The sequence below is a fragment of the Leucobacter coleopterorum genome (genome assembly GCF_011382985.1).
Classification (GTDB): domain Bacteria; phylum Actinomycetota; class Actinomycetes; order Actinomycetales; family Microbacteriaceae; genus Leucobacter; species Leucobacter coleopterorum.
This window is the reverse complement of record NZ_CP049933.1, coordinates 1543255-1568855: the sequence shown is the minus strand read 5'-3', so window position 1 is coordinate 1568855 and position 25601 is coordinate 1543255. Positions and strand designations below refer to the sequence as shown.

At 60.5% G+C, this 25601-nt stretch carries 20 protein-coding genes, 4 tRNA genes and 2 pseudogenes; 12 read left to right on the top strand and 14 right to left on the bottom strand.

Going from position 1 to position 25601, the window contains the following annotated elements:
* Nucleotides 1-4: 4 nt before the first annotated feature.
* The 3 genes from G7066_RS07320 to dxs all read left to right on the top strand — a co-directional run bounded on the left by G7066_RS07320 (nt 5) and on the right by dxs (nt 5675).
* A complete protein-coding gene (locus tag G7066_RS07320) occupies nt 5-820 on the top strand; it encodes a DUF3159 domain-containing protein (protein WP_244303366.1) in 816 nt (271 codons plus the stop codon).
* Between the two features lie 93 nt (nt 821-913).
* Nucleotides 914-3601: an aconitate hydratase AcnA gene (acnA, locus tag G7066_RS07315; protein WP_166330102.1), complete on the top strand. Its 2688-nt coding sequence runs from the start codon at nt 914-916 to the stop codon at nt 3599-3601.
* Between the two features lie 160 nt (nt 3602-3761).
* Nucleotides 3762-5675, top strand: a complete 1914-nt coding sequence (gene dxs / locus G7066_RS07310) for a 1-deoxy-D-xylulose-5-phosphate synthase (RefSeq protein WP_166330099.1) — start codon at nt 3762-3764, stop codon at nt 5673-5675.
* Between the two features lie 299 nt (nt 5676-5974).
* On the opposite strand, the gene G7066_RS07305 is transcribed toward dxs, so the two are convergent.
* From G7066_RS07305 to G7066_RS07290, 4 genes are all read right to left on the bottom strand, one after another.
* On the bottom strand, nt 5975-8110 hold the full coding sequence (locus tag G7066_RS07305; protein ID WP_166330097.1) for a 3-hydroxyacyl-CoA dehydrogenase NAD-binding domain-containing protein: 2136 nt from the start codon (nt 8108-8110) through the stop codon (nt 5975-5977).
* 6 nt (nt 8111-8116) lie between these two features.
* Complete coding sequence (locus tag G7066_RS07300; RefSeq protein ID WP_425280766.1) at nt 8117-9310, bottom strand: thiolase family protein; 1194 nt, start codon at nt 9308-9310, stop codon at nt 8117-8119.
* 123 nt (nt 9311-9433) lie between these two features.
* A complete protein-coding gene (locus G7066_RS07295; RefSeq protein WP_166330093.1) occupies nt 9434-10621 on the bottom strand; it encodes an HRDC domain-containing protein in 1188 nt (395 codons plus the stop codon).
* A gap of 5 nt (nt 10622-10626) precedes the next feature.
* Nucleotides 10627-11241, bottom strand: a complete 615-nt coding sequence (locus G7066_RS07290; RefSeq protein ID WP_166330091.1) for a DUF3000 domain-containing protein — start codon at nt 11239-11241, stop codon at nt 10627-10629.
* A gap of 601 nt (nt 11242-11842) precedes the next feature.
* On the opposite strand from G7066_RS07290, the gene G7066_RS15975 reads away from it, so the two are divergent.
* Both G7066_RS15975 and zapE read left to right on the top strand, forming a co-directional pair.
* Nucleotides 11843-12514 (top strand): alpha/beta hydrolase family protein, encoded by a 672-nt coding sequence (locus G7066_RS15975; protein ID WP_244303365.1) that lies wholly within the window; start codon nt 11843-11845, stop codon nt 12512-12514.
* Nucleotides 12515-12638: 124 nt separating this feature from the next.
* Nucleotides 12639-13649, top strand: coding sequence for a cell division protein ZapE (gene zapE / locus G7066_RS07280; RefSeq protein ID WP_244303384.1), 1011 nt, complete (start codon nt 12639-12641; stop codon nt 13647-13649).
* 6 nt (nt 13650-13655) lie between these two features.
* On the opposite strand, the gene G7066_RS07275 is transcribed toward zapE, so the two are convergent.
* Nucleotides 13656-14003 carry a VOC family protein gene (locus tag G7066_RS07275; protein WP_205881550.1) on the bottom strand — a complete coding sequence of 116 codons (348 nt, stop codon included), beginning with the start codon at nt 14001-14003 and terminating at the stop codon, nt 13656-13658.
* Between the two features lie 124 nt (nt 14004-14127).
* Here G7066_RS07275 and G7066_RS07270 point away from each other — a divergent pair, with 124 nt between their 5' ends.
* The 3 genes and pseudogenes from G7066_RS07270 (at nt 14128) to G7066_RS17460 (ending at nt 17238) form a co-directional block, all read left to right on the top strand.
* Entirely contained in the window at nt 14128-15630 is a 1503-nt protein-coding gene (locus G7066_RS07270) for an SDR family oxidoreductase (protein WP_166330089.1), read from the top strand.
* A pseudogene (locus tag G7066_RS17465) lies at nt 15623-16171 on the top strand (deoxyribodipyrimidine photo-lyase); the annotation flags it as partial. The gene G7066_RS07270 and the pseudogene G7066_RS17465, both read left to right, overlap by 8 nt.
* 398 nt (nt 16172-16569) lie before the next feature.
* The gene (locus tag G7066_RS17460; RefSeq protein WP_341873880.1) at nt 16570-17238 is read left to right on the top strand and encodes an FAD-binding domain-containing protein; all 669 of its coding nucleotides are present in this window, start codon (nt 16570-16572) and stop codon (nt 17236-17238) included.
* Here G7066_RS17460 and G7066_RS15970 read toward each other — a convergent pair.
* From G7066_RS15970 to G7066_RS07230, 9 genes and pseudogenes are all read right to left on the bottom strand, one after another.
* Nucleotides 17147-17647 carry a Rossmann-fold NAD(P)-binding domain-containing protein gene (locus G7066_RS15970; protein ID WP_244303441.1) on the bottom strand — a complete coding sequence of 167 codons (501 nt, stop codon included), beginning with the start codon at nt 17645-17647 and terminating at the stop codon, nt 17147-17149. The genes G7066_RS17460 and G7066_RS15970 overlap by 92 nt on opposite strands.
* Nucleotides 17648-17784: 137 nt before the next feature.
* Nucleotides 17785-18111, bottom strand: a pseudogene (locus tag G7066_RS15965) (NAD-dependent epimerase/dehydratase family protein); the annotation flags it as partial.
* A gap of 53 nt (nt 18112-18164) precedes the next feature.
* The gene (locus tag G7066_RS07255; RefSeq protein WP_166330087.1) at nt 18165-19100 is read right to left on the bottom strand and encodes a bile acid:sodium symporter family protein; all 936 of its coding nucleotides are present in this window, start codon (nt 19098-19100) and stop codon (nt 18165-18167) included.
* Nucleotides 19097-19723, bottom strand: a complete 627-nt coding sequence (locus G7066_RS16970; RefSeq protein WP_280116258.1) for an NAD(P)/FAD-dependent oxidoreductase — start codon at nt 19721-19723, stop codon at nt 19097-19099. The genes G7066_RS07255 and G7066_RS16970 overlap by 4 nt, the downstream gene beginning before the upstream one ends.
* A gap of 8 nt (nt 19724-19731) precedes the next feature.
* Nucleotides 19732-20442 (bottom strand): flavin-containing monooxygenase, encoded by a 711-nt coding sequence (locus G7066_RS16965; protein ID WP_280116257.1) that lies wholly within the window; start codon nt 20440-20442, stop codon nt 19732-19734.
* Between the two features lie 103 nt (nt 20443-20545).
* Nucleotides 20546-21010, bottom strand: a complete 465-nt coding sequence (locus G7066_RS07245) for a DUF1203 domain-containing protein (protein WP_166330085.1) — start codon at nt 21008-21010, stop codon at nt 20546-20548.
* A gap of 624 nt (nt 21011-21634) precedes the next feature.
* Nucleotides 21635-21706: transfer RNA gene (locus G7066_RS07240), tRNA-Val, on the bottom strand.
* 26 nt (nt 21707-21732) lie between these two features.
* Nucleotides 21733-21803 (bottom strand) — tRNA-Cys (locus G7066_RS07235).
* Between the two features lie 45 nt (nt 21804-21848).
* Nucleotides 21849-21921: transfer RNA gene (locus tag G7066_RS07230), tRNA-Gly, on the bottom strand.
* A gap of 169 nt (nt 21922-22090) precedes the next feature.
* On the opposite strand from G7066_RS07230, the gene G7066_RS07225 reads away from it, so the two are divergent.
* The 4 genes from G7066_RS07225 to thrS all read left to right on the top strand — a co-directional run bounded on the left by G7066_RS07225 (nt 22091) and on the right by thrS (nt 25560).
* Nucleotides 22091-23110 carry a hypothetical protein gene (locus G7066_RS07225; protein ID WP_166330083.1) on the top strand — a complete coding sequence of 340 codons (1020 nt, stop codon included), beginning with the start codon at nt 22091-22093 and terminating at the stop codon, nt 23108-23110.
* A gap of 82 nt (nt 23111-23192) precedes the next feature.
* Nucleotides 23193-23268: transfer RNA gene (locus G7066_RS07220), tRNA-Val, on the top strand.
* 1 nt (nt 23269) lies between these two features.
* The gene (locus tag G7066_RS07215; protein WP_166330081.1) at nt 23270-23497 is read left to right on the top strand and encodes a PLDc N-terminal domain-containing protein; all 228 of its coding nucleotides are present in this window, start codon (nt 23270-23272) and stop codon (nt 23495-23497) included.
* 98 nt (nt 23498-23595) lie between these two features.
* Nucleotides 23596-25560, top strand: a complete 1965-nt coding sequence (gene thrS, locus G7066_RS07210) for a threonine--tRNA ligase (protein WP_166330079.1) — start codon at nt 23596-23598, stop codon at nt 25558-25560.
* Nucleotides 25561-25601 lie beyond the last annotated feature (41 nt).

The window sequence follows — 25601 nt, the reverse complement described above, 5'->3', positions numbered from 1 at the left end:
AAGCGTGAGTAACACAGGTGCGACGGCGGATCCCGAGCCAGAAGACTTAGCGGGTGCTGAGTCCAAAGGCGGCGCTCCCGAATCCGCGAAGCTGAGCGCGGATACTCTGGGAAATCTTTCCTTAAGCGGCGGCATGGGCAAGGCCGTGCAGGCTGGTCTCAGCGGGGAGGCGATTTCGGGGCGCGGCGTTCTTCAAGCCATCGGCGGGTGGCGCGGGATCGCCGAAGCTCTCGTACCGGGGTTGCTGTTTTTGATTGTGTACTCGTTTACTAAAGACGAGAAGCTCGCGGTTATCGCGCCGGCAGCCCTCGCGATCATCGCCGTCGCTATTCGTCTGATTCGCAAAGAGTCGCCGATTTCGGCGATTTCTGGCGCCATCGGGGTCGGGATCGCTGTCGCGGCGACACTGATCAGCGGTGAGGGCCAGGGATACTACCTCCCTGGATTCTGGATCAATGCCGCTTGGACACTCGGGCTCCTCATTTCAATTGCGGTGAGGTGGCCTGTGCTCGGATTCGCTATTGGGGCGTTTCGCGGCGGCTTATCCTCCTGGAGACAGGATCGTTCACTGCGTCGAGTCGCTCTGTGGCTCACCGTGCTGTGGCTTGCGATGTTTGTTACGCGGCTCGCCATTCAACTGCCGCTCTATTATTCGGGAAACGTTGAGGCCCTCGGCATCGCCCGTCTTGTCATGGGTACACCGTTGTTCGCCTTGGTGATCATCTTTACGTGGATGGTACTCAACCGCTTGCGGCAATCATCCGATGATTCAAGCGGCGAAACCGTTGAAAACACGGGGGAGACACCCCCTTTGGCCTGATTTCTCCAACCTTCGATTCGGTGTAGACTTATCTTGACATCGAGACACTTTACGTGATCGGGATCGCCGATCGAAGGACTCAGGAGGAGCCTCATGGGAGCCGTCAATAGCTTCGGTGCAAAGAGCACCCTCACCGTTGGTGAGAAAGACTACGAGATCTACCGTATCGACCAGGTCCCAGGCCACGAACGCCTGCCCTACAGCCTCAAGGTGCTGTTGGAGAACCTGCTGCGCACCGAAGACGGCGCAAACGTTACGAAGCAGCACATCGAGGCACTCGGCGGGTGGGATTCCGCAGCCGAGCCCGATACCGAAATTCAGTTCACCCCAGCGCGCGTCATTATGCAGGACTTCACGGGTGTGCCCTGTGTTGTTGACCTCGCCACCATGCGCGAGGCTGTTGTTGATCTTGGCGGTTCCCCCGAGCAGATCAATCCCCTTGCGCCCGCTGAGATGGTCATTGACCACTCGGTCATCTCCGACGTGTACGGCACCTCTGACGCGGCCGCACGCAACGTTGAAATCGAGTACCAGCGCAACGGTGAGCGCTACCAGTTCCTTCGCTGGGGTCAGGGCGCTTTCGATGAGTTCAAGGTAGTTCCCCCGGGAACCGGCATCGTGCACCAGGTCAACATCGAGTACCTAGCACGCGTGACTTTTACCCGCAATGTCAACGGCGTACTGCAGGCGTACCCCGACACCTGCGTCGGCACTGATTCGCACACCACCATGCAGAACGGTCTTGGTGTGCTCGGCTGGGGCGTCGGTGGCATTGAGGCAGAGGCGGCAATGCTCGGCCAGCCCATCTCGATGCTGATCCCGCGCGTTGTTGGCTTCAAACTCTCAGGTCAAATTCCCGCCGGTGTCACCGCAACCGACGTCGTGCTCACCATCACGCAGATGCTGCGCAAACACGGTGTGGTCGGCAAGTTTGTCGAGTTCTACGGCGAGGGTGTCGGCTCCGTGCCACTCGCGAACCGCGCCACCATCGGCAACATGAGCCCCGAGTTCGGTTCGACCGCGGCAATGTTCCCGGTAGACGATGTGACCCTCGACTACATGCGCCTCACCGGCCGCCCCGAAGAGCAGATTGAGCTCGTCAAGGCATACACCCAGGCACAGGGCATGTGGCACGATCCCACCAAAGAGCCCGAGTTCAGCGAGTACCTTGAGCTCGATCTCTCGACCGTTGTGTCGTCAATCGCTGGCCCGAAGCGCCCACAGGATCGCATCGAGCTAACAAGCGCCAAGACCCAGTTCGAGCAGGATCTCAAGAACTACACCGACGCGTCCAACCCCGCAAAGGTGAAGGATCAGCAGGGCCGTGAGTTCGAGCTCGATCACGGCGCGGTGACTCTCGCCTCGATCACCTCGTGCACCAACACCTCAAACCCCTCGGTCATGCTTGCGGCGGGTGTACTCGCGCGCAACGCAGCGGCCAAGGGCCTCAAGGCCAAGCCCTGGGTGAAGACCACACTCGCTCCGGGTTCCAAGGTTGTGACCGACTACTACGAGAAGTCAGGCCTCAACGCCGACCTTGAGAAGCTTGGTTTCTACACGGTTGGCTACGGCTGCGTCACCTGCATTGGTAACTCGGGCCCACTCAACGAGGAAATCTCGCAGGCGGTTAACGACAACGATCTCGCGGTTACAGCGGTGCTCTCGGGCAACCGCAACTTCGAGGGTCGCATCAACCCCGACATCAAGATGAACTACCTCGCCAGCCCACCGCTGGTGATTGCGTACTCACTCGCCGGCACGATGGACTTCGATTTCGACACTGAGTCTCTGGGGCAGGATCAAGACGGCAACGACGTCTTCCTGCGCGACATCTGGCCGAACGCGACCGAGGTGCAGAAGATCGCTGACGCCTCAATTGACTCCGACATGTTTAAGTCGAAGTACGCCACTGTGTTTGACGGTGACGAGCACTGGACCTCGCTGCCCACACCAGACGGCAACACCTTCGCCTGGGACGAGAACTCGACCTACGTGCGCAAGGCACCCTACTTCGACGGCATGCAGCTCGAGCCCTCACCCGTCACCGACATCTCCGGTGCGCGTGCGCTCGCAAAGCTGGGTGATTCGGTCACCACCGACCACATCAGCCCCGCCGGCAGCTTCCGCGCGGAAACTCCCGCTGGTCGCTATCTTGTAGAGAACGGCATCGCCGTCAAGGACTTCAACACCTACGGCTCACGCCGCGGCAACCACGAAGTCATGATCCGCGGCACCTTCGCGAACATTCGCCTGCGCAACCAGCTGCTCGCAGCCGAAAACGACGGTGCCGGCGTCGAGGGTGGCTTCACCCGCGACTTCACACTCGAGGGTGGCCCGAAGTCATACATCTACGATGCGGCTCAGAACTACCAGGCAGCGGGCATTCCGCTTGTCGTGCTCGGCGGCAAGGAGTACGGCTCAGGATCCTCCCGCGACTGGGCAGCAAAGGGCACGAGCCTGCTGGGCGTCAAGGCGGTCATCACCGAGAGCTTCGAGCGCATTCACCGCTCGAACCTGATCGGCATGGGTGTGCTGCCACTGCAGTTCCCCGCGGGCGAGAGCGCTGATTCGCTCGGTCTCGATGGCACCGAGACATTCGATATCTCAGGCATCACCGTGCTCAACGAGGGCAAGACCCCGAAGTCGGTTGCTGTGAAAGCGACCAAGGCTGACGGTTCTGTTGTAGAGTTCGACGCGGTCGTGCGCATCGATACCCCGGGTGAGGCGGACTACTACCGCAACGGTGGCATTCTGCAGTACGTGCTGCGCTCGCTCGTCTAAACAACGACACCGCTAAAAGGGGGCTCGGGCTGTTCATCCAACAGCCCGAGCCCCCTTGCTGCGTCTCGACACAGAGCCGATGCGGGTTCGCCCAGTGCCCGGGGCTAAGATTGTGGAGTGTCCGCTGCCACCGCAGCAGACAGGGAAGGAATGGTAACGGGTGTCGATCCTGGAGCGAATTGAGGGACCTCGTAACCTCGACGGTTTGAGCCCTGAAGAGTGTCGCGCCCTTGCAGCCGAGATCCGCGAGTTTCTTATCGCTGAGGTTGCGAAGACCGGCGGCCACCTGGGTCCCAACTTAGGTGTCGTTGAGTTGACCATCGCCATGCACCGTGTGTTCGAATCACCACGCGACCCTATCGTGTTCGATACCGGGCACCAGAGCTACGTGCACAAGATCCTCACCGGACGACGCGACTTTTCGGGCCTGCGCCAGCGCGGTGGCCTGGCCGGCTACCCGCAACGCGCAGAGTCCGAACACGACATCGTCGAGAGCTCACACGCTTCAAGCTCCCTGAGTTGGGCGGACGGCATCTCACGCGCGTTCTCGCGCACGGGCCAGCAGGATCGCCACGTGGTCGCGGTTGTCGGTGACGGCGCTCTCACCGGAGGCATGACCTGGGAGGCGCTCAACAACATCACCGACGACAACGACCGTAACCTCGTCATCATCATGAACGACAACGGCCGCTCGTACGCTCCCACGATCGGCGGCATGGCGCGTTTTCTCAACTCCGTGCGTGTGACCGGCAGCTATCGCGACCTGCAAGAGGGGAGCGAGCGTCTCTTCAGCCGCTTCGGTAGCCCCGGCCGCATTGTCTATCGTGCCACTCGCGGCGCGATGCGTGGCTTCGTGAGCCGTGCCTCTGGCAACCAAGATCTCTACGCCAATCTCGACATCAAGTACGTTGGCCCGGTCGACGGCCACGATCTTGAGGCGCTCGAACTCGCGATGCACCAGGCCAAAGACTACGGTCGCCCGGCGCTCGTGCACGTGATCACCGAAAAGGGCCGCGGCTACGCACTGGCTGAAAATGATGAGGCCGATCAGTTCCACGCGATCGGGCAGATTGACCCCGACAGTGGGGTGCCCGTCAAGCATTCCTCAGGCCCGAGCTGGACCTCGGTGTTTAGCGAGCACATCGTCGAGCTCGCGGAGGAAAACGAGCGCATCGTTGCGATTACGGCCGCAATGCTTGCCCCCACCGGCCTCGACGCCATGGCAAAACGATTCCCGGAGCGTGTTTACGACGTCGGCATCGCCGAGCAGCACGCGGTCACGAGCGCTGCTGGTCTCGCCTACGGTGGTTTGCATCCGGTCGTCGCCATGTACGCGACGTTTATGAATCGCGCATTCGACCAGCTCCTCATGGACGTGGCCCTGCACCGCGCGGGTGTCACCTTCGTGCTCGACCGCTCGGGTATTACTGGCCCAGATGGCGCAAGCCACAACGGTGTCTGGGATCTCGCGACGCTGCAGGTTGTGCCTGGGATCCGTATCTCAGCACCCCGCGACGAGCGGACCCTCCGAGAGCTGCTCGCTGAGGCCACACAGATCAACGACGGCCCAACCGTGCTGAGGTACCCGAAGGGCGCCATTGGCCCGGAGATCCCCGCGCTGCGACGCACAGAGGACGGCGTCGATGTACTTCGTGAGGGGACAAAGGCCTGTGGCACAGCAGACGTGCTGTTTGTTGCCGTTGGACCCATGTCTCGCGTTGCGCTTGACGCGGCGGATATTCTCGCGGCGCAGGGCATCACCTCAACGGTGGTTGACCCACGCTGGGTGGTTCCCGTTGCCATCTCGGTCGTAGAGATCGCTCGGGCTCACCGCCTGCTCATCAGCATCGAAGACGGCATTCGGGTCGGGGGAGTTGGCACACGCATTCGCCAGGCCATACGCGATGCCGGTGTTGACACCGCCGTTAGCGAGCTCGGCACACCCGATCAGTTCTTGGAGCACGCAACCCGAGAGGAGCTCCTTCTCGACGCGGGCCTGACGGCTGAGCAAATCGCGGCAGACGTGATTGAGCAGGTGCGAGGTACGCGGATCCCGATCGCGCGACCCGAATAGTCCAGAATCGTGTCACGACGGCGTAAGACGTAGTCCTCCTCACTCGTTTCCCTGCATATTCCGGAACTTGAAACCGGAAAGCCCGAGTTACTTACGACGGGGGCAATTACGAACTCAGCCGCTTCGCGGACGCGGAGGTTTCGGGGCAAGATCTGTCGGGCACCACATTTTCAGAGTGTGCGCTGAGCAACTGGTCCGCAAATGAGCCCCACTTCGCCGCGTCGAGCCTGCGTTTCAGGGCCAAAACTGCATCCCTGGGACGCAATCTCGGTACTGAAACGCAGGCTCGGCGGAAGAACCTAGCTGCGGCCCGCGATCCGCGGGTCGTGGAAGGCGCCCCCGAAGACGCGCTCACTCGCTCCCACACGGTCAAGGTACGGCGTCGCGCCGCCGGCCTGGAACGGCCATCCGGCACCTAGAATGAGGCAGAGATCAATGTCTTCTGCGGCGGCGACCACACCCTCGTCGAGCATGATCTTGATCTCACCAGCCAACTCGTCTTCGACGCGGCGCAGAATCTCCTGTTCGGAGACCGCGGTCTTGCCGAGTTTGACGGCCTTTTTACCAGCCTTGGAGAGGTCTTCAACCTTGCCGAGTTTGCTCTTCACGAGTGGCTCAGACACATCCGCGAGCGCGTGCAGATTGGGGGAGGCGTAGAAGCGCTCAGGGAACGCCGCCACCATCGTGTCTTGCACGTGCGCCGCAACCTTCCAACCGACCAGATCAATGAGTTCAAACGGCCCCATCGGCAGCCCGATCGGCGCGAGCGCGCGCTCGACCACCGGCATCGAAGTTCCCTCGTCGAGAGCGCGGGCGGCCTCACCCATCACCTTGGCGAGCAGGCGGTTCACGACAAAGCCGGGGCGATCCGCCGTGATCACAGCGCTCTTGCCAAGCTTTTTGGCGACCGTCATGGCCGTCGCGAGTGTCTCGTCGCTTGTGGTGTCGACCTTCACAACCTCAATGAGCGGCATGACCGCGACGGGGTTGAAGAAGTGGAAGCCCACCAGTCGCTCGGGGTTCTTGAGGTTCGCACCGATCTCTTCGACAGAGAGTGACGAGGTGTTGGTGGCCAACACGGCCGTCTCGGAAATGATCGGCTCGATCTCTGCAAAAACCTGCTGCTTGACTCCCAGTTCTTCAAAGACGGCCTCGATCACCCAGTCGCAGTCGGCGTAGAGCTTCTTGTCGGTGGTTCCGCTGACGAGTGCCTTGATCTGGTTCGCGTCGTCGTGCGACAGGCGCCCCTTCTCATACATCTTTTCGATCTCGCCGTGAATGTAGGCAAGTCCTTTGTCGACGCGAGACTGGTCGAGGTCGGTGATGAGCACGGGCACCCGCAGCTTACGCGCGAACAGCAGCGCAAACTGGCTCGCCATAAGACCTGCACCGATCACACCAACCTTTTTCACCGGCTGGGCAAGTTCGCGATCGGGGGCGCCTGCTGGGCGCTTTGCTCGCTTCTGCACAAGGTCGAAGGCGTAGATCGAGGCGGCGAACTGGTCGCCCGAGATGAGCTCTGTGAGCGCATCGTCTTCGCGTTCAAAACCCCGCACACGATCGTTGTCTTTTGCCGCGTTCAGCAGGTCAAGCGCAACATAGGGTGACTTTGCGGCCATGCCAATACGGGCCTTGAGTGTGTCGCGCGCGATCTTGATAGCGGCTGGCCACTTCGTGAGACGCTCAAGCTTGCCCGGCTCGTTGGGCCGTTCTACCTTCACTGTGCCCGTCAGCACACCGTCGGCCCACGCCACGGAGCGTTCCAAGAAGCTTGCAGCACCGAACATGGTGTCGAACAGTCCCATTTCCAGTGCCTGAGCGGGCTTCAGCATGCGGTTATTCTTCAGCGGGTTCGAGACGATGATCTCGAGCGCCTTTTCGATGCCGATGAGGTTTGGCACGATCGTCGCACCACCCCAACCGGGGATGATGCCAAGAAAAACCTCGGGGAACGCGAGTGCCGCGGTCGACGAATCGAGTGTGCGGTAATCGCAGTTCAGTGCGATCTCCATCGCCCCGCCGAGCGCAAGCCCGTTAACAAAGGCAAATGAGGGCACACCGAGCGAACTGAACTTACCGAGAATGTGGTGTCCGAATTGGGCCATCAGGCGCGCGTTTGCTGGGGTAGCAAGCGTCGAGACCTTCGAGAGATCTGCACCAGCAGCAAAGATGAACTGCTTGCCTGTAACGGCAACGGCCTTAATCTCGCCTTTGGCGGCGCGGGCTTTTTGCTCGTCAAGTACCTTGCCCAGTGCGTCAAGCGTGCGCGGGCCGAGCGTGTTCGGGCGTGTGTAGTCGCGCCCGTTGTCGAGGGTGATCAGCGCGAGTGTGCCGCCCGATGGCAGCGCAACATCACGTACGAAAGATTCTGTGACGACTTCGTCAGCAGATGCCGCGAGCAGCGGAGCAAAATCGATCTTGGTGTAGTCGGTCATTGCGAGTTACTTCCTCTTCTTGCCGTCGAAGTGGGGGTTTTCCCAGATCATGGTGCCGCCCTGGCCCAGGCCAACGCACATAGCCGTCACGCCGTAACGCACGTCGGGGCGCTGTTCGAACTGGCGCGCGAGCTGGATCATCAGGCGTACACCGCTCGCTGCGAGGGGGTGACCGAGAGCGATAGCGCCGCCCCAGGGGTTCACTCGAGGATCCTCGTCGGCGATCCCGAAGTGATCCGTAAACGAGAGCACCTGCACCGAGAACGCCTCGTTGAGTTCGAAGAGGCCGATGTCGTCAATGGTCAACCCTGCGCGGCGCAGTGCTTTCTCTGTCGAGGGAACCGGGCCAAGGCCCATGACCTCTGGCTCAACACCGGCATAAGCGAAACCCACCATGCGCATCTTGGCTTTGAGACCGAGCTCACGCGCAGTGTCACCGCCAGCGAGCAGAGAGACCGTCGCGCCATCGGTAAGCGGTGAGGCATTACCCGCGGTCACACGACCGTGCGGACGGAACGGGGTCTTGAGCGTCGCAAGCCCCTCCATCGTCGTTTCGGGGCGACGACCTTCGTCTTCGGTAGCAAGCCCCCAGCCTGCGTCCGAGCGCAGCGCAACGGGCACCAGATCGGGCTGAATATCGCCACGGTCGTAGGCCGCCTGAACCTTCTGCTGGCTGAGCATGCCAAATCGGTCGGCACGCTCCTTGGTTAGCGCGGGAAAGCGGTCATGCAGACGTTCAGCCGTGATGCCCATGTTAAGGGCGTCGGGGCTGACGAGCTTCTCCGCAACAAAACGCGGGTTTGGATCTGCATCGAGCCCGATGGGGTGACGCCCCATATGCTCAACGCCGCCTGCGATTGCGAGATCGTACTGACCCGCACCGATGGCACCGCCCATCATTGAAGCCACCGTCAACGCTCCCGCGCACATGCGATCGAGCGCGTAGCCGGGCACGGTTACTGGGAGTCCTGCGAGCATTGCCACGGTGCGCCCAAGGGTGAGCCCTTGGTCACCCTGCTGTGTAGTTGCCGCGATGCCGACATCGTCGATGCGGTCGAGGGGCAGTTCTGGGTTGCGCTCAATCAACCCTTGGAGTGCCTTCACCGCCAGATCATCGGCGCGCGTTCCCGCATACATACCCTTTTCGCCAGCGCGTCCGAACGGGGTGCGAACCCCGTCTACGAACACAACTTCTCTCATTGCGGCCACTTCGCCTCCATCAGGTGTGTTGTCATACTTCTGCCCCCATCTTAGGGACGGAGTCTCACCGCCGGGTGAGGACGTGCAGAATCAACGCGAGAACACACCAGAGACCGAGAACCTTTATGCACTCTCTACAAAAGCAGCAGCAAGAATTGGTGCAGTTAGTGCAGCCTGCCAGTCACGCGCACCGACCTCTTTGAGACGCAGTGCAATACTCTCGGGCGAGAGATCCTCCGGGGGATTCCACGCCAGCTTTCGCACAAAATCGGGAGTAATCAGGTTCTCGGCAGGCATGTTCTGGCGTTCAGCCTCTGCTTCAACCCCCGCACGCGCGGCCGCCAAGCGAGCAGCGGCTTCGGGGTAACGCTGCGCCCAAGCTCGATGGTGGGGGATAGCGCCTGGATCACGCGGGCGTGGACCAGGAAGGTCTTCGGTTGTCTTGCCGCGCAAAATCGCCTGCCACCAACGGTCAATCTCCGTGCGACTCGCGCGACCACGAAAGGTTGCGAGTTTGGCAAGTTCACCTTTGGAGCGCGGGTTGGCGGCAGCAGCAGCCACGATCGAACGATCCGGCACCAATCGGCCCGGGGCGATGTCTTTGGTTCGAGCGAGTTCGTCGCGCGCGAGCCAAAGCTCACGCGCCAGCGCTAGGGCACGCGGAGATCGCAGTGATTGTCCGTTGGAGAGGTTGCGCCACGGCTCAGGGTTTTTCGGTTTCTCGGGCTTATTACGCACTGCCTCGAACTCGGCGGAGGCATATTCTTCTTTACCCTGTTCAGCGAGGTCCTTCGCCACCGCGTCGCGCAAGTCTGGTAGCAGCGCAACGTCCAGCGCGGCATACTCAAGCCACGGCTCAGGAAGGGGGCGCTGCGACCAGTCGGCGGCCGAGTGGGCTTTTTCGAGTTTTACCCCGAGTAGTTGCTCAACAACGGCACCCAGCCCAACGCGCTCGTACCCGAGTAGTCGCGCGGCAAGTTCCGTGTCGAAAATACGTGGTGGGTGCAGACCGATTTCGTCGAGACAGGGGATGTCTTGCGATGCGGCATGGAAAATCCACTCTTCGCTCTGGAGCGCCTCCGCGAGTGGGGCGAAGTTCTCGATACCAACAGGGTCGAACAGAAACGTGCCAGATCCCCGACGAAACACCTGCACAAGGTAAGCCTCGGAGCCGTAAGTGAATCCCGAGGCGCGCTCGGCGTCAACCCCCACGGGCCCGCTACCGGCACCCAACAGCGCCGCAGCCTTCTGCACTCCCGCGTCGTCTGTGACCATTGACCACGACGTCTCGAGCTCTGACTGTTTAACCATGTCGTTCATGCGCCAGTAAGCCCCTGTCGTGTGCGCCGAGCGGTGAGGGACTCGATACCCTCCTGATGCGGCAATCCCGCCAGCAAACACAGCAGTTCCGACCAGGCTTCAACGTGCGCAGCAAAGTTTACTCCGGTAGGTGTCCAAGAAGCGCGAAGTTCGATCTGCGCCGCATCTCCCTGAGCTTCGAGCGATCCAAACCCACTTGAAAGGGTCTTGGTGGCTGTGCCCGACAGGTAGGTGTAACTTGCGTCGCGAGAATCAAGCGCATCAACCAGCCATGACCAAGCGACATCAGAGATGAAGGGATCCACACCAATCTCAATTTCAAGCGGCGCCTGCGCAAAACAGATAATTCGAAACGGACCGCCCCACTCTTCAGCAGACTCGGGGTCAAACATCAAGATGATTCTGCCCGCACCGTATGCGGAATCGATGACATCGTCGACGGAGTCGTCTTCGGCAGCCCGTGCAACACCGGCGGCAAGCGCAACGGAGTAGGGAGCAATACGCTCGGGCGCGGGTATCTCACGCATCTTGAGTTCGCGCCGCAGTGTTGCCCCGCGAATTTGATCGGCGGCGGCGGTGAACTCTAACGGTTGCCCCGCGATCGTTGCCATCACACAGGGAAGACTAGAGTTTGCTGTAAGTGAGTTGCGGTTGCCACGCCGGTAAGCGCCGATCTCAAAGGAGGTACGTCATGGCGGAAGCCGAGAAGAGCGCCTGGAGAGAGTGGTGGGGTCGCGGAGCGGCCATCGCCGGTGGAGCAGCCGCTCTTGGGTTGGCGGGAGCGGTTGCGGCGGGAGTTACCCTCGCACGCAAGGCAGTCTTGCCCAGAGAAGTTGACATGCCCATCGTGGTGGATCAGATGAAGCAGTCAGAGTCGCGGCAGTACGTGTGGCTCGTTGGGCAAGACGCCGATCTACCCGGGCGCTTTTCGTTCCGTTTCAACAGCGACGCGGGCCATGCACGCCTCGGGCCTGTGCTGGAGACGCGCGCGGGCAGGGTTGTGCGCGAGGTTTTGCAGGTGGATCGCGGATCACTCACAGTCGGAACAAGGGGACGCATTGCTGGCTGGTGGTTCGCCTCGCCAGAAGAACTCGGTTTTCGTGTCGAGCGTATGACGTATCCGACTGAACTGGGGGAGGCAGAGGCTTGGCTAATCCACCCTCGTCGCGCGAAGAAGCACCGCTGGGCTGTGCATGTTCACGGTAAGGGGCTTTGCCGGAGGAAACCCTGCGCGGGGTTGCGCCGCTCGCGAGGGCGGGGATCACGAGCCTCGTCATCAGTTACCGCAATGATCCGGGGGCACCCGCGGGCGAAAACGGTCGCTACGGGATCGGCATCGCCGAGAGTAGAGATGTCGATGCCGCGATTGCTGAGGCGTTGCGTCGTGGCGCGGCTCGAGTCACACTGTTCGGTTGGTCGATGGGCGGCACTGCATGCCTGGTGGCGGCCACCAGCGGAGAATACAGCGCTGTGATCGACGGGCTGATCCTTGATTCACCCGCCGTAGATTGGACCACGCTGTTGAGATACCACGCAAGCCTGTTTTTCGCTCCGAAAGCGATTGCTGATATCGGTATTCGGCTACTTGACTCGGGTGTTGTGCGCGGAGGCGAACCTGAAGGGATCGCGTTCGCAAAACTCACTCCCGATTCGTTTGCACGCCATCTAACGGTTCCCGTGCTGATTCATGCGAGTTTGGGCGACACGTTTGTGCCATGCGAGAGCTCACAACGGCTAGCCAACGCACGCCCTGACCTCGTGCAGCTGCGTCTGCAAAATGAGGGCGAACACGTAAAGCTGTGGAACGTTGATGCCGAGCCCTGGGAACGCGTAACAGAACAGTTTGCTCGCTCGTTGCCGCGGCCGCCCTGGCGCGGAGAATAATCGAGAGCTCATACGGAGGCAGCTTGCACCGGCATCCGGCTACACTAGCTCCGATGCCCCCGAGACTCAGCTCCCAGAAACAGCCCAGCGCAGCTCTGCACGACTCGTCGATCGCAGCCCAAGCATTTCCGGCACCGAATTGGTGGCGACGCTGGTGCCACCGCCACAGTTCGACCAGGCGACCTTTGACTCATATCGGCCCGACGCCGAATACCTGTCGCAGGCCGAGGCACGGGATCTGCTTCGCGCGTTCGCAGAACCAGAGGCGCCTGTCGCCCGCGGTGGCCTGTTCGGGCTTGGCCGCAAGAAGCAGACCGCACCCGCGGCGGCGGCTCCGACCAAACCAGGTGTGTACCTCGACGGCGGTTTTGGAGTCGGTAAGACGCACCTGCTCGCGGCAACATGGCACGCAACCGCCGGGCGTAAGTATTTCGGCACGTTCATTGAGTACACCGCGCTCGTAGGCGCACTCGGCTACAACGGAGCAATCGGTGTTCTGCAGGGTGCAAGGCTGATCTGTATTGATGAGTTTGAGCTCGATGATCCGGGTGACACGATGCTCATGACCCGCATGATTAAGGACCTCACTGAGTCCGGCTCAAGAATCGTCGCCACCTCAAACACACCTCCGAACGCACTTGGCGAGGGTCGGTTTGCAGCGTCCGATTTCATGCGTGAGATCCAGGCGATGTCTGCGCGATTCACCACAATCCGCATCGACGGCACCGACTATCGCCAGCGGGATATTGAGGGTGATGCTGTGACACTCTCGGACGATGCCTACCTCTTTGCGCTCGCTGACTCAGCGGCAGCTGGGGAACGCATGACCGACGATGACTTCGACGCTTTTGTGGCTCACCTCGCCACGGTGCACCCCTCTAGTTACGTCGGCATGCTCGGTGGCATCCAAGCCATCGGGTTGCGTGGGGTGCACGAACTGACAGACCAATCCGCAGCTCTACGTGTCGTTGCGTTTATTGACAGAGTTTATGACGCCCAGATCCCGATCCGGGCCACCGGCATCCCGCTCACCGATATCTTCGGCGGCGGAATGATCGATGGTGGTTACCGCAAGAAGTACCAGCGCTGCATGTCACGCCTCAATGCGCTGACCGCAGGGGAGCGCAGCCTATAAACGCTGCTACCGCACTGTGCAGAACGGATGGCCAGCAGGGTCGAGGTACACACGAAATCCCTCGTGGGCTTCGATAAAGCGGGCGCCACAGTCGACGATTCTGTCGTGTGCCTCTTCAATGTCTCCGACCGAAATATCAAGGTGTGATTGCTGGTCGCCGTCGTCACCTGGCCAGCGCGGTGGCACAAAGCCGGGTGAGTGCTGAAAACTCAGGCGTGCACCGTTGCCCGGCAAGATAAGGTCAACCCATTCGCCGTCTTGTTCGATCCTGCCGCCCAAAAAACTGCGGTAAAACTCGGCGAGGAGCGCCGGATCGGGGCAGTCAAGAACTACGGCGTACAAGCTTCCAATCACGATGGCTCCTTTGCTCAACTGATTGCGGTTCCCTGACCTATCGTCACACTTCTGGGCTTGTCGCGCTAGAGGTTGCAAACGCAACCCCTAAATTTGTGAGCGTTGTCGACTCTAAACTACCTACATGACGGCGCTGCATGATGGGAGCCCACTCAAGATCCTGGTCACAGGCGCGAGTGGATACATTGGCGGACGATTGGTTCCGTTGTTGATTGAAGCTGGTTACAGTGTGCGAGTGCTCGTGCGCGACCCGGACCGTCTACGAGACATTCCCTGGGCTTCTGACGTCGAGGTGTTCAAGGGGGACCTGCTTGATCCCGCAGCACTCTCTGCCGCATTCAAGGACGTCGACGCTGCCTACTATCTTGTTCACTCGATGGGTCCTGGCGCTAGCCGGAAGACCTTTTCTGGCACCGAACAAGAGTGCGCGACCAACTTCGTGGCGGCAGCGGAATCCGCCGGTGTCGCACGCTTCGTCTACCTGAGCGGGCTGCACCCCGACGGGCCACTCTCACCGCACCTTCGTTCCCGCACGACGGTGGGTAACGTGCTCTTGGAGTCGACGGTTCCGGCTGTTGTATTGCAGGCGGGGGTGGTCATCGGTTCAGGATCCGCTTCGTTTGAGATGATCCGGCACCTGACCGACGTGCTTCCGTGGATGCCCGCACCAAAATGGGTAAGAAATCGCGTGCAACCAATTGCGGTCCGTGACGTGCTCTATTACCTCGTGCATGTATTGGACATTGACGCGCGCACAAACCGGACCTTCGACATCGGAGGCCCTGATGTGCTGAGCTATGCGGATGCCATGAACGGCTACGCCGCGGAAGCGGGGCTGCCCAAGCGCTTGATCCTTGCTCTGCCGGTACTCACCCCGCGACTCGCCGCGCACTGGGTAAATGTTGTCACGCCAATCCCGCACAGCCTGGCGGGCCCACTCGTTGAGTCGCTCCAGCACAGCTGCGTTGTACGGGAGCGAGATCTTGATGCACTCATTCCCGAACCCGGCGGCGGTCGCACTGGGTACCGCCAAGCGGTGCGTCTCGCACTCGGCAAGATGCGTGACGGTCAGGTCGTGACGAGCTGGCAAAACGCCTCTGTCGCCGGAGCTCCCAGCGATCCGCTGCCCAGCGATCCCGACTGGGCAGGGCACAGCGTGTACACCGATCTGCGCAGTCGGGAGTCCGACGCCTCGGTTGATCAGCTTTGGCGTGTCATCGAGGGCATTGGAGGGGAACGCGGCTGGTATTCTTTTCCGCTAGCATGGGCGCTGCGGGGCTGGATGGACAAGTTTGTCGGAGGAGTGGGCCTGCGGCGCGGACGGCGAGACCCCAACACGCTGTTCGTTGGCGAAGCGCTCGACTTCTGGCGCGTCGAAGGTCTAGACCGTGGGCGCCTCCTGCGTCTGCGCGCGGAGATGAAGGTTCCTGGGCGGGCCTGGCTTGAACTAAGCGCCGAGCCTAGTGACGATGGCCAAGGGTGTCGATACCAACAGCGCGCCATCTTCTTTCCACGCGGACTGTTTGGCAGGCTCTACTGGTTTTCCATTCTTCCCTTCCACGGCATAATCTTTAGCGGTATGGCAAACCGAATCATTCAAGCCGCAGGAGCCAAAAACGGTGAGTAAACCCGACAGTCCAACCGTGAGCTTGGTGTGGCTGCGCAACGATCTCAGGCTTGAAGACAACCCCGCGTTGATCGCTGGTATTCAGGCCGCAGGCGAGCAGGGTGCGGTTGTTGTCGTGTATGTGCTCGAAGAGTCCGACGCCACGGAGTACCCATTGCCGGCCCAGAATTCGTCGCACGGCCTGGAATTTAAAGAGGCACACCAGTCCGTACCCGATTCGAACGCACCCCGGCCCCTGGGAGGCGCGTCGCGGTGGTGGTTACACCACTCGCTCACCGCACTGGCTTCAAGGCTGCGCGCGATCGGATGCGAGTTGGTCTTGCGCCGTGGCAATGCGGCGTCGGTGATTCCCGAACTCGCGCACGAGGTGAACGCGACCGGGGTCTACTGGAATCGCCGCTACACAAACGCCCGCGCCGTCGACGGCGCCATCAAATCGCGACTGCACGTCTCAGGAATCGACGCGCACAGCTTTCAAGCGAACCTGCTTCACGAACCCTGGACAGTCAGCACGGGATCGGGCACTCCGTTTCGAGTCTTCACACCCTACTGGCGCGCTTGCCTGAGTAGACCGGTGCCGCGTGCACCCCTACCCGCACCAGAGCAAATCACAACACCGACGACACACGTTGCCAGCGATAATCTGTCGTCTTGGAACCTCTTGCCAGGGAATCCCGACTGGGCGTCAGGGTTACGCGAGACCTGGCAGCCGGGGGAGCAGGGTGCCCTGAATCGTTTGAGCACGTTTCTTGAGATTGGATTGGCTTCGTACCACCGTCGCGACGAACCCTCCGAAGCGGTGAACTCGATGCTCAGCCCACACCTGCGGTTTGGTGAGATTAGCCCATTCCAGGTTTGGCACGCCGTAGACCTGGCAAAGCGAACCCTGCTCTCCGGGCAATCGCTCGACAACGCAGCGAAGTTCTTGAGCGAGATCGGGTGGCGCGAGTTCAACGCCAGCATCCTGTTTTACATGCCCGTCTTCGTGACCAGAACGTGCGTCCCGAGTTTGACGCGTTTCCTTGGAAGGATCCTGATTCTAAACAACTGGAAGCCTGGCAGACGGGGCAAACGGGCGTTCCTCTTGTCGACGCGGGCATGCGCGAGCTGTGGCACACGGGCGTCATGCACAACCGGGTCAGAATGGTCGCTGCCAGTTTTTTGGTCAAGAACCTTTTGGTCGACTGGCGCATCGGTGAAGCCTGGTTCTGGGACACTCTCGTCGACGCCGACGAGGCGAGCAACCCGGGAAACTGGCAGTGGGTTGCCGGCAGCGGGGTGGACGCGGCCCCTTATTTTCGGGTGTTCAACCCGGAGACGCAGGCAAAGAAGTTTGACCCCGAGGCTCACTATATTCAGCGTTGGGTCCCTGAATTTGAGGGGAAGTTGCGGGCAAGCGTGCCCCCGAGGCCGAGACGCTGTTTGGTGCGTCGTACCCCACGCCGATTGTCGATCTGCGCAAAACGCGCGTATCCGCGCTTGCCGCTTACGACGAGATGCGGGCCGTTGGGCTGGGCTAGTCCGAGTGCTTCTGAGGACGGCTCGCCCAGAAAGCCTCAAAGGCTTCCGCCGACGTTTTGCTCGGGGTGTAACCGAAGCGTTCTATGAGCGCCGTATTGCTCAACACGGGCCGGTAACGCACAAAGTTCACGCGGGCAGCCGTGTGCGGGGTTAGCCTAACCGCGTGTGCCACAGTGAGTCCGACCGATAGCAGCCAGGCCGGCAGCGTTAGATTGCGCTTACCCATGCGAGCGGCAATGTTCTGGATCGTGAGAGCGCCCGTTCCCGCCACGTTAAAGATGCCGGTAACCGGGCTCGTCACTGCTTTTGCGAGCACCGTCGCCACGTCGCTGTGCCAAATAAACACGTAGGGGGAGTCGCTGCCCGCAATCGCGAGCACCCGCTTCGCGTCAAACAGGGCCGTGATCTGATTCTGCAACCCCTCTCCGAGGATCGTGCCGATCCTGAAGATGCTCTGCTCAAGCTCGGGATGCTGCTCGCGACACTCAGCAAGCATCTCTTCAACCAGGCGTTTGTGCTTGCTGTACGAAAACTCGTCGTTGCCACGAAGCGGGTCCGCCTCGGTAAGCCACTCGGGTTATCAGCATGGTACCCGTAGGCCGCCCCGCTCGAAGACACGATGATGCGCTGCACTCCCTCAGCGAGGCAGGAGTCGATTGTGTTTCGGCTTCCGGTGACGTCGACCGCGTACTCCTGCGCCTCGGTTGTCTGTTTGCCCGGGTTCACGATCGAGGCGAGGTGGATCACGGTCGTGATCCCGTGCTTACGCAACAGCGGAGGCAGCGCAGTCGCATCCGTCACGTCGCAAAGCTCATAACTCACGGTTGGGATCCGGTCACCGTCGGCGGGCAGGCGAATATCTGCGCTGACCACGTGTTCAACGCCGGCGATCCTGCCCCCACGACACAGTTGCTCGATAACGGAGCGTCCCAAAAACCCGTTGCCACCCGTAATAAGCACACGGCGCCCCGTCAACTCGGTGTTTGTATCCTCGGCATGCAATGCCTCAGCATTCACGCTGGCACCTCCGACTGCGCAACTCTGCGCGCCTCAGATCGTGTGCTGTAACGCGCCCAAAACGTCGCGAGGATCAGGCCCGCGATAATATCCCAGATGCCCCACCAGCCCGCCACAACGGCCATGCCACCGAGCCCTCCAAAGAAGGTAAACACAAGGCCGAGGCCCAGTCCGGCGTTGCGGATGCCCAACTCAAAGGCCATCGCTCGCCTTGCTTTGGGCGGTAGCCCGAACCCGCGGGCAATACCCCAGCCAAGCGCCAACGAAATCGCTTCATGCAGAAACACCGCGACCAGCACCAGCCCGATATAGGTTATAAAGAGCTGCAGATTTCCCAGCAGGGCCGCCAGCACAAATCCGAGCAGCGCCAGCAGGCTGAGCCGTTTTGCCCAGGGCTGCACCTTCGCGGCAAAGCGCGGCCAGCGGTGAGCGATCAAGAGGCCGAGCACAAATGGTGCACCGATAATGAGGGCTATCTCGATCAGCATCTGCAGGGGTTCGAGGCGCACCGTCTTGAGAATTTCGTGCGCGGTTGGATGCAGCCCACCCCAAAAAGCAAGGTTCGCTGGCATGACGAAGATGGCGATCACGTTTGAGACTGCGGTCATCGACACAGAGAGCGCCACATCGCCCTTAGCGCGATAGGTGAGCACCTGAGAGACGTTGCCGGGCGGGCAACAGGCAACGAGGATCAGGCCCAGCGAAACCGAGGCTGATAGCCCCAGCAAGATGGTGAGTCCAAACGTGATCGCCGGCAGCAGCAAAAACTGGGCTGCAATCGCAACGATAATCGCCTTGGGGTTCTGAAGCGCGCGTCGAAAGTCGCTCACCTTGGTGTCGAGCGCGATCCCGAACATCACGAACGCGAGTACCGCACCGAGCGCGATCAGCGAGCCCGGTGTGAAGTTAACCGCAGCCTCGTCGATGTTCATGACTGCTCCACCAGGGTGCGCCCCGGAGCCGATGCTTCTGCGCGTTTCTTCGTGAGCTCGGCGGTCAGCGTCTTCACGGTGGTGCGGTAGGTGTGTTTATCGACGTAGTACGACATGCGGTCGAGTCCGAGATAGCGGTATCCGCCGGTGAGATCGGGCCAGGGAGCGGCGGCGCGATCCCGAATCAGCTCGGCTGTGCCGTCTTGCGCGTCAATCCCCGCCAAATAGCTTGCGAGCAACTCGGCCTGCTCGGCACGACCTTCCCACCCGATGCCTGACGCCTCGATCATGCCGAGCACGTAGATGCCGTTGAAACTCGGGTTGAACATGTTGAGGTAGAGCTTGGGAGAAGCGCCGATCCAGTTGAGATGAGTCTTGTCAATGTAGGGGTAGTCGAGCACATAACCGGTCGCGAGCATCACGAGGTCGTAGTCCGCTCGGGATCCGTCTGCGAAGTGAGCCGTGTGTCCTTCGACGCGAGTGATGTCGGGCCGGATCTTCACGTCGCCCTGACCCGCATGGTGCAAGATGAGGGTGTTGACCACCGGGTGAGACTCGTAGATGCGGTACTTGGGCTTCGGGAAGCCGAAGCGCTCGGGTTTGCCAGTGAAGGCTTTGAGCAAGCGCGAGTCTACGGCCTGCTTGATGGGACGGGGAGTGGCTTGCCCTGAGTGAGTGTGTCGGTCGGCTTACCGAACATATATTTGGGCACGAAATAGTAACCACGGCGCACACTCATGTCGACCGATTTGGCGTAGTGCACCGCGTCGACCGCGATATCGCAGCCGCTGTTACCCGCACCAATGAGCAGAACACGCTTGCCGTCGAACACACGCGGATGTTTGTAGTCGGCGGTGTGCAGCAACTCGCCGTCGAAGGTGCCCTTGAGCTTCGGCCTGTTTGGGTGCGCAAGGGTTCCGGAGGCGAGGATCACACCGTCGAATGTGTCTGTGTGCTCGCCATGTTCGTCTTGATACTTGACCTGCCAGCGGTTGCCTTCGGGAGTGACGGCGTTGACCGTGGTGTTGAAGCGAAAGTGCTCGCGCAAATCGAATGCATCAGCGAAGTCGTCGAAGTATTGCTTGAGCTCGCGGTGACTGGGGTAGTCGGCACGCACCTTACTCATCGGGAAATTTGCGAACTCAGTTGTTGTGCGGGAAGAGATGAGGTGCGCCGACTCGTAGACCGTGCTGCGGGAGTTGCTGATGTCCCAGAGTCCACCCACGCCGTCCGACGATTCGAACCCAACAAATATAACGCCCTTCGCGAGCATCTTCTGGGCCGCGGCGAGGCCCGTGGGTCCAGCACCGATCAGTGCGTATCTTTTGGGCTGAGCGGTCATTGGCTACTCCTTTGTGGCCCGTTTTCTGTGCCTGTCGTTGCCCGCAAGCGGGCGCATCACACCAACATAGTGGATGTTTGGGCCGACCAGTCGCCGCCGACCGTCAGGAATGATGCACAGCTGTGAAGCTGTAGCAACCGGCAAGTACGTTGCGTACGATGACACGCTCGACATCGTCTCGGCGAACGAGATGTTTGAGCGCGTCTCCGAGCGATTCAGTGGGTTCAACGATAGTCACCAGGTCGTACGCAATGCGATGATCCAAGGTGTAGGGACGCACAAGCTGTCGACGGTGTTCGAACTGAGAAGGCACTCTGGTGTGCTCGCGCGAGTCGCAAAGTTCGACATGGACCACTATGGGCCCGGTCTCAGCGAAAGGTCCTCGCCAGGGGAAGGGGTTCCAAGCGACAATCGCGAGTTTATCTCCCACCACTGAGTCACTTAGGCAGCAGCGCAGCGGCCAACCGCCTTCGAGATCGGTGAACGGCTCCACGGCGTTCTGGCCATGGTCAAGCCCCGAAGTACGCATCTCGGCCAGCTGTTGGGAATCAAGTCCGGTAACAATCATGTCAACAACGCTAGATGTATGCGGGTCGATACACTCGCGAGATTCGGACTTTGTTGTGGGCATACACACTCTCACCACAAAAGAAATGGCCCTGTCGCTCCAACAAGAGAGACAGAGCCATTTCTGTGTTTGTTAGTTCTGAAGTGGTGGCACGATTATCGTTGCGGTACTTTACTTAGCGCCATTCTTCCCTCTGGGGGTGGCGTCCTCTGCAGCATTTCCGCTTGATGAAACGGCGACACGAGCAAATTCGGTGGGCAGATCCACATCGTTTCATTGCACGTTTGTCGCCTGCTTCTGCCACAAACTCAAATCCTGCCACGGCGCAGATTCTTCAGAGCAAACGCGCCAGCGTTTGCGTGATCTGGGGTCCGCATTCTTCGTGAGATTGGCGAGTGCGCCCGATACCGACGAGGTCCCTGGATACCGACGTGTGATTATCGGGGGCTCTCGTCGGTATCGGGTGCCTTCGAGCTCTGCGAGTGCTGCACGCCTGAGCGACGACCCGGGTGACTCGGCAGGAAGGTCGTTCGCGCATACCAGTGACTAGTATCTTGCACACACAAAGAGCCCGGCCGAAGCTGTGCACAACAAAAAGACCCGGCGCTAGCCGGGTCTTGTTCGTGCGCGATACTGGGATCGAACCAGTGACCTCTTCCGTGTCAGGGAAGCGCGCTACCGCTGCGCCAATCGCGCCAGTTAAGGCTTATTTAGTTATAGAGAGGTGGCGACGGGATTCGAACCCGTGTATACGGCTTTGCAGGCCGCTGCCTCGCCTCTCGGCCACGCCACCGCAGTGATTTACACCACATCATGGCTCGGCGAACCGATCCATTCGAGCGGATGACGAGACTCGAACTCGCGACCCTAACCTTGGCAAGGTTATGCGCTACCAACTGCGCTACATCCGCTTGTGCACGTTTCCGTGTACCCAAATGACTATAGGGGACTTGCCTGGACCTCGCAAATTCGGCGTGAGTGTTCGGGCGTGCCGCCCTGTCTGCCTCAAATTGCTGTAACAATTTGAACCAGGCGATTATTTTGCCAACATTGAATGAGCTTGACGGATACTGTGGAGTGATGGGGACGGAGTCGCGCAGGGGTGCCAAGCGGGCACTGCGCATATCTGCCTTTGTCATGGTTGTTATTGCGCTCATAGTCGCGTTTGCTCACAGGCAAGACATCCAAGATCATTTCAGCGCCTCAAGCTTTGACCCGTCGACTCGCACTGTCGAGGTCATGAAGGCACTTCAACTCACCCCGACGGGTAAGCGTGTCTTTCTGGCATCGCATCCCACGGTTGATGGCAGCCAGAAGTTCAATGAGCAGTGCGCCAACGTTGATCACTCGGAAGAGGGGCACGTTCTTGGATGTTTCACGGGGGATCGTATCCATCTGTTTGACGTGACCGACAAGCGAGTGCGCGGAATTGTCGAGGTTACTGCCGCGCACGAACTGCTCCACGCGGCTTTTTCGCGCCTCAGCGACGGCGACCGCACCGCGTACTCAGAGAAGCTACTCAACGAGTACGACGTGATGAGCACCAACAATCCTGAACTTGTTGACCGCATGAGCGTTTACTCGCACCTCTCAGACTCCGCATTTGCGAATGAGTTGAACTCAGTTCTGGGCACCGAAGTACGAGACTTACCCACCTGGCTCAACACGCATTACGCCACCTGGTTTAAGGATCGCGGCGCACTCGTCGACGTTTTCGACTCGTACCACTCGGTGTTCATCGGACTTCAGGATCGCGCCGAAGATTTGCAGAGTGAAATGTCGTCCCTGCGTGCAGATGTCGAGCAGCGAAATCTCAGCTACGACGCTGCTGTCAAGCAGTTCAACCTCGATGCGGCGGAGTTTCGGGCACGCAACGAGCGGTTCGAATTCTCGGAAACCCCTGACGAGTTCGATCGTATCCGCGCAGAGCTGTCTGAGCGACGATCCGCGCTGCAAGCAGCCCTCACCGACCTGCAAGCGGACATCGATCACTACAACGACCTGCGTAAACAACTTCAGGAGCTGGGACAGGTCAGCTCCGAGCTTGCAGGCAAACTCAACAGTGATCTCGCCCCCGTAACGACTCGCCCCGAAGAGTAGATTTTTCGTGCGCGCTGAATCCGTGTAGGATCGTTCCGGTCAGCGCAGGTGGCGAATCGAAAGATCCCGAGCCAGCGCGTACGGGCGATTGGCGCAGTTGGTAGCGCGCTTCCTTCACACGGAAGAGGTCATCGGTTCGAGTCCGGTATCGCCCACCACATGACTGATTTCATCTGGAGCATCTTCGTCGTAAGCCATCTGGTACTGGCACTCATTGCGGTCATTTCAATGAGTAAGGTTGCGAGCTCGATGACGGCACTTAGGGCCGGCCGCTGGATCGTCTTGATCGTACTTCTCCCAATCATTGGGAGCGTGCTGTGGCTCTGGGCCGGCAAACGCCGCGTCTTGCGTGAGCGCGCGGAAGATTCCACCACCTCGACCCAGTAGGATCGTTACGTCGTAACCCTGAACACGGCAGTATTCGATGCAACGCCCCAAGGCAGTGCCAAGGTGCCGTGTTCACTCGCTTTGAAGGAGTGTGCCACGTGGCAGACGGATTCTCCCTGTTTACCGACCGTTCGATTGTCGCCATGCGCGTCAACGGTGAACTGCGCGATCTCGCCGCAGAGGTGACAGATACAGACACCGTTGAGCCGATCACGGTCGACTCCGCTGACGGTCTCAGCATCCTGCGCCACTCCGCAGCCCACGTGCTCGCGCAGGCGGTGCAACAGATCAACCCAGACACAAAGCTCGGCATTGGGCCGCCCATCACCGATGGTTTCTATTACGACTTTGATCCGGCTGAGCCGTTCACGCCCGAGGATCTCAAGGCGATCTCTGCCCAGATGCAGAAGATTGTGAAGCAGGGTCAGCGCTTCATTCGTCGTGTTGTCACGGAAGACGAGGCGCGCGCCGAGCTCGCAAGCGAGCCCTACAAGCTTGAACTGATTGGCCTCAAAGGTGGCAACACCGGCGACGATAACGAGAGCGTTGAGGTTGGCGGCGCTGAACTCACCATCTACGACAACGTTGACCCCAAGACCGGCGAGGTTTGCTGGAAAGACCTCTGCCGTGGCCCACACGTTCCGAATACCCGCATGCTCGGCAATGGCTGGGCGCTCATGCGCAGCGCGGGTGCGTACTGGCGAGGCAGCGAAGCGAACCCCATGCTGCAGCGCATCTACGGCACAGCCTGGCCAACCAAAGACGAGCTGCGCGCCTATCAGACCCGTCTTGAGGAGGCCGCGAAGCGCGACCACCGCAAGCTCGGTGTTGAGATGGATCTCTTCAGCTTCCCCGACGAGATCGGATCCGGCCTCGCCGTCTTCCACCCTCGTGGCGGCATCATCCGCCACGAGATCGAGTCGTACATGCGCGACGAGCTACTCAAGAACGGCTACGAGGTCGTCAACAGCCCCCACATCACCAAGGGCACGCTCTTCGAGACCAGCCAGCACTTAAACTGGTACAAAGACGGCATGTTCCCGGCGATGCACCTCGACGAGGTTGCTGACGCCGAAGGTAACGTGACCAAGCAGGGCCAGGACTACTACCTGAAGCCCATGAACTGCCCGTTCCACAACCTCATCTACCGCGCGCGTGCCCGCAGCTACCGCGAGCTTCCACTCCGCCTCGCCGAGTTCGGTACCGTGTATCGCTACGAGAAGAGCGGCACCCTCTCGGGTCTCACCCGCGTACGCGGCCTTACCCAAGACGACGCCCACATCTACGTCACCGACGAGCAGGTCAAAGACGAGATCAAGCGCCAGCTTGAGTTTGTGTTTGCGACTCTGCGCGCCTACGGACTCAATGACTTCTACCTCGAGCTCTCGACGCGGGATCCCGAAAAGTCTGTAGGCTCAGACGAGCAGTGGGAAGCGGCCACCGAGACGCTGCGCCAGGTGGGCGAAGAGTCCGGTCTCGAACTCGTTGCCGATCCCGGCGGTGCTGCCTTCTACGGCCCCAAGATTTCCGTCCAGGCTCGCGACGCCATTGGACGCACCTGGCAGCTCTCGACCGTGCAGCTCGACTTCAACCAGCCGGAGCTGTTCGAGCTTGAATATGCCGCTGCTGACGGTACGCGCAAGCAGCCAATCATGATCCACCGCGCGCTGCTCGGTTCCGTCGAGCGCTTCTTCGCGATTCTGCTTGAGCACTACGCGGGCGCATTCCCCGTCTGGCTGTCACCCGTGCAGGTGGTCGGGATCCCGGTCGCTGAGCAATACGGTGACTATCTTGACGAGGTAATCGCCCAGTTGCGAGCCCGCGGGGTGCGCGCCGAGGTTGATCACAGCGACGACCGCATGCCCAAGAAGATTCGCAATCATACGAAGGCCAAGGTGCCGTTCCAGCTGATTGCGGGCGAAGAAGATCGCGAGGCCGGTGCCGTGAGCTTCCGCTTCCGTGACGGCACCCAGCTCAACGGTGTGCCGGTAGCTGAGGCTGTCGAGCGGATCGTGAAGTCGATCGAAATGCACGAGCAGGTGTCGACGGCGTGGACGGAGTAGAAGACCTCAGCACGACGGCTGCCGTCGGTGATCCCGACGAC

Coding starts and splice junctions, on each gene's coding strand:
- acnA (WP_166330102.1), top strand. CDS start 914: ATGGGAGCCGTCAATAGCTTCGGTGCAAAGAGCACCCTCACCGTTGGT.
- G7066_RS07305 (WP_166330097.1), bottom strand. CDS start 8,110: ATGACCGACTACACCAAGATCGATTTTGCTCCGCTGCTCGCGGCATCT.
- G7066_RS07300 (WP_425280766.1), bottom strand. CDS start 9,310: ATGAGAGAAGTTGTGTTCGTAGACGGGGTTCGCACCCCGTTCGGACGC.
- G7066_RS07295 (WP_166330093.1), bottom strand. CDS start 10,621: ATGGTTAAACAGTCAGAGCTCGAGACGTCGTGGTCAATGGTCACAGAC.
- G7066_RS07290 (WP_166330091.1), bottom strand. CDS start 11,241: ATGGCAACGATCGCGGGGCAACCGTTAGAGTTCACCGCCGCCGCCGAT.
- G7066_RS07270 (WP_166330089.1), top strand. CDS start 14,128: ATGACGGCGCTGCATGATGGGAGCCCACTCAAGATCCTGGTCACAGGC.
- G7066_RS15970 (WP_244303441.1), bottom strand. CDS start 17,647: ATGCTTGCTGAGTGTCGCGAGCAGCATCCCGAGCTTGAGCAGAGCATC.
- G7066_RS07255 (WP_166330087.1), bottom strand. CDS start 19,100: ATGAACATCGACGAGGCTGCGGTTAACTTCACACCGGGCTCGCTGATC.
- G7066_RS16965 (WP_280116257.1), bottom strand. CDS start 20,442: ATGACCGCTCAGCCCAAAAGATACGCACTGATCGGTGCTGGACCCACG.
- G7066_RS07245 (WP_166330085.1), bottom strand. CDS start 21,010: ATGATTGTTACCGGACTTGATTCCCAACAGCTGGCCGAGATGCGTACT.
- G7066_RS07225 (WP_166330083.1), top strand. CDS start 22,091: ATGGGGACGGAGTCGCGCAGGGGTGCCAAGCGGGCACTGCGCATATCT.
- G7066_RS07215 (WP_166330081.1), top strand. CDS start 23,270: ATGACTGATTTCATCTGGAGCATCTTCGTCGTAAGCCATCTGGTACTG.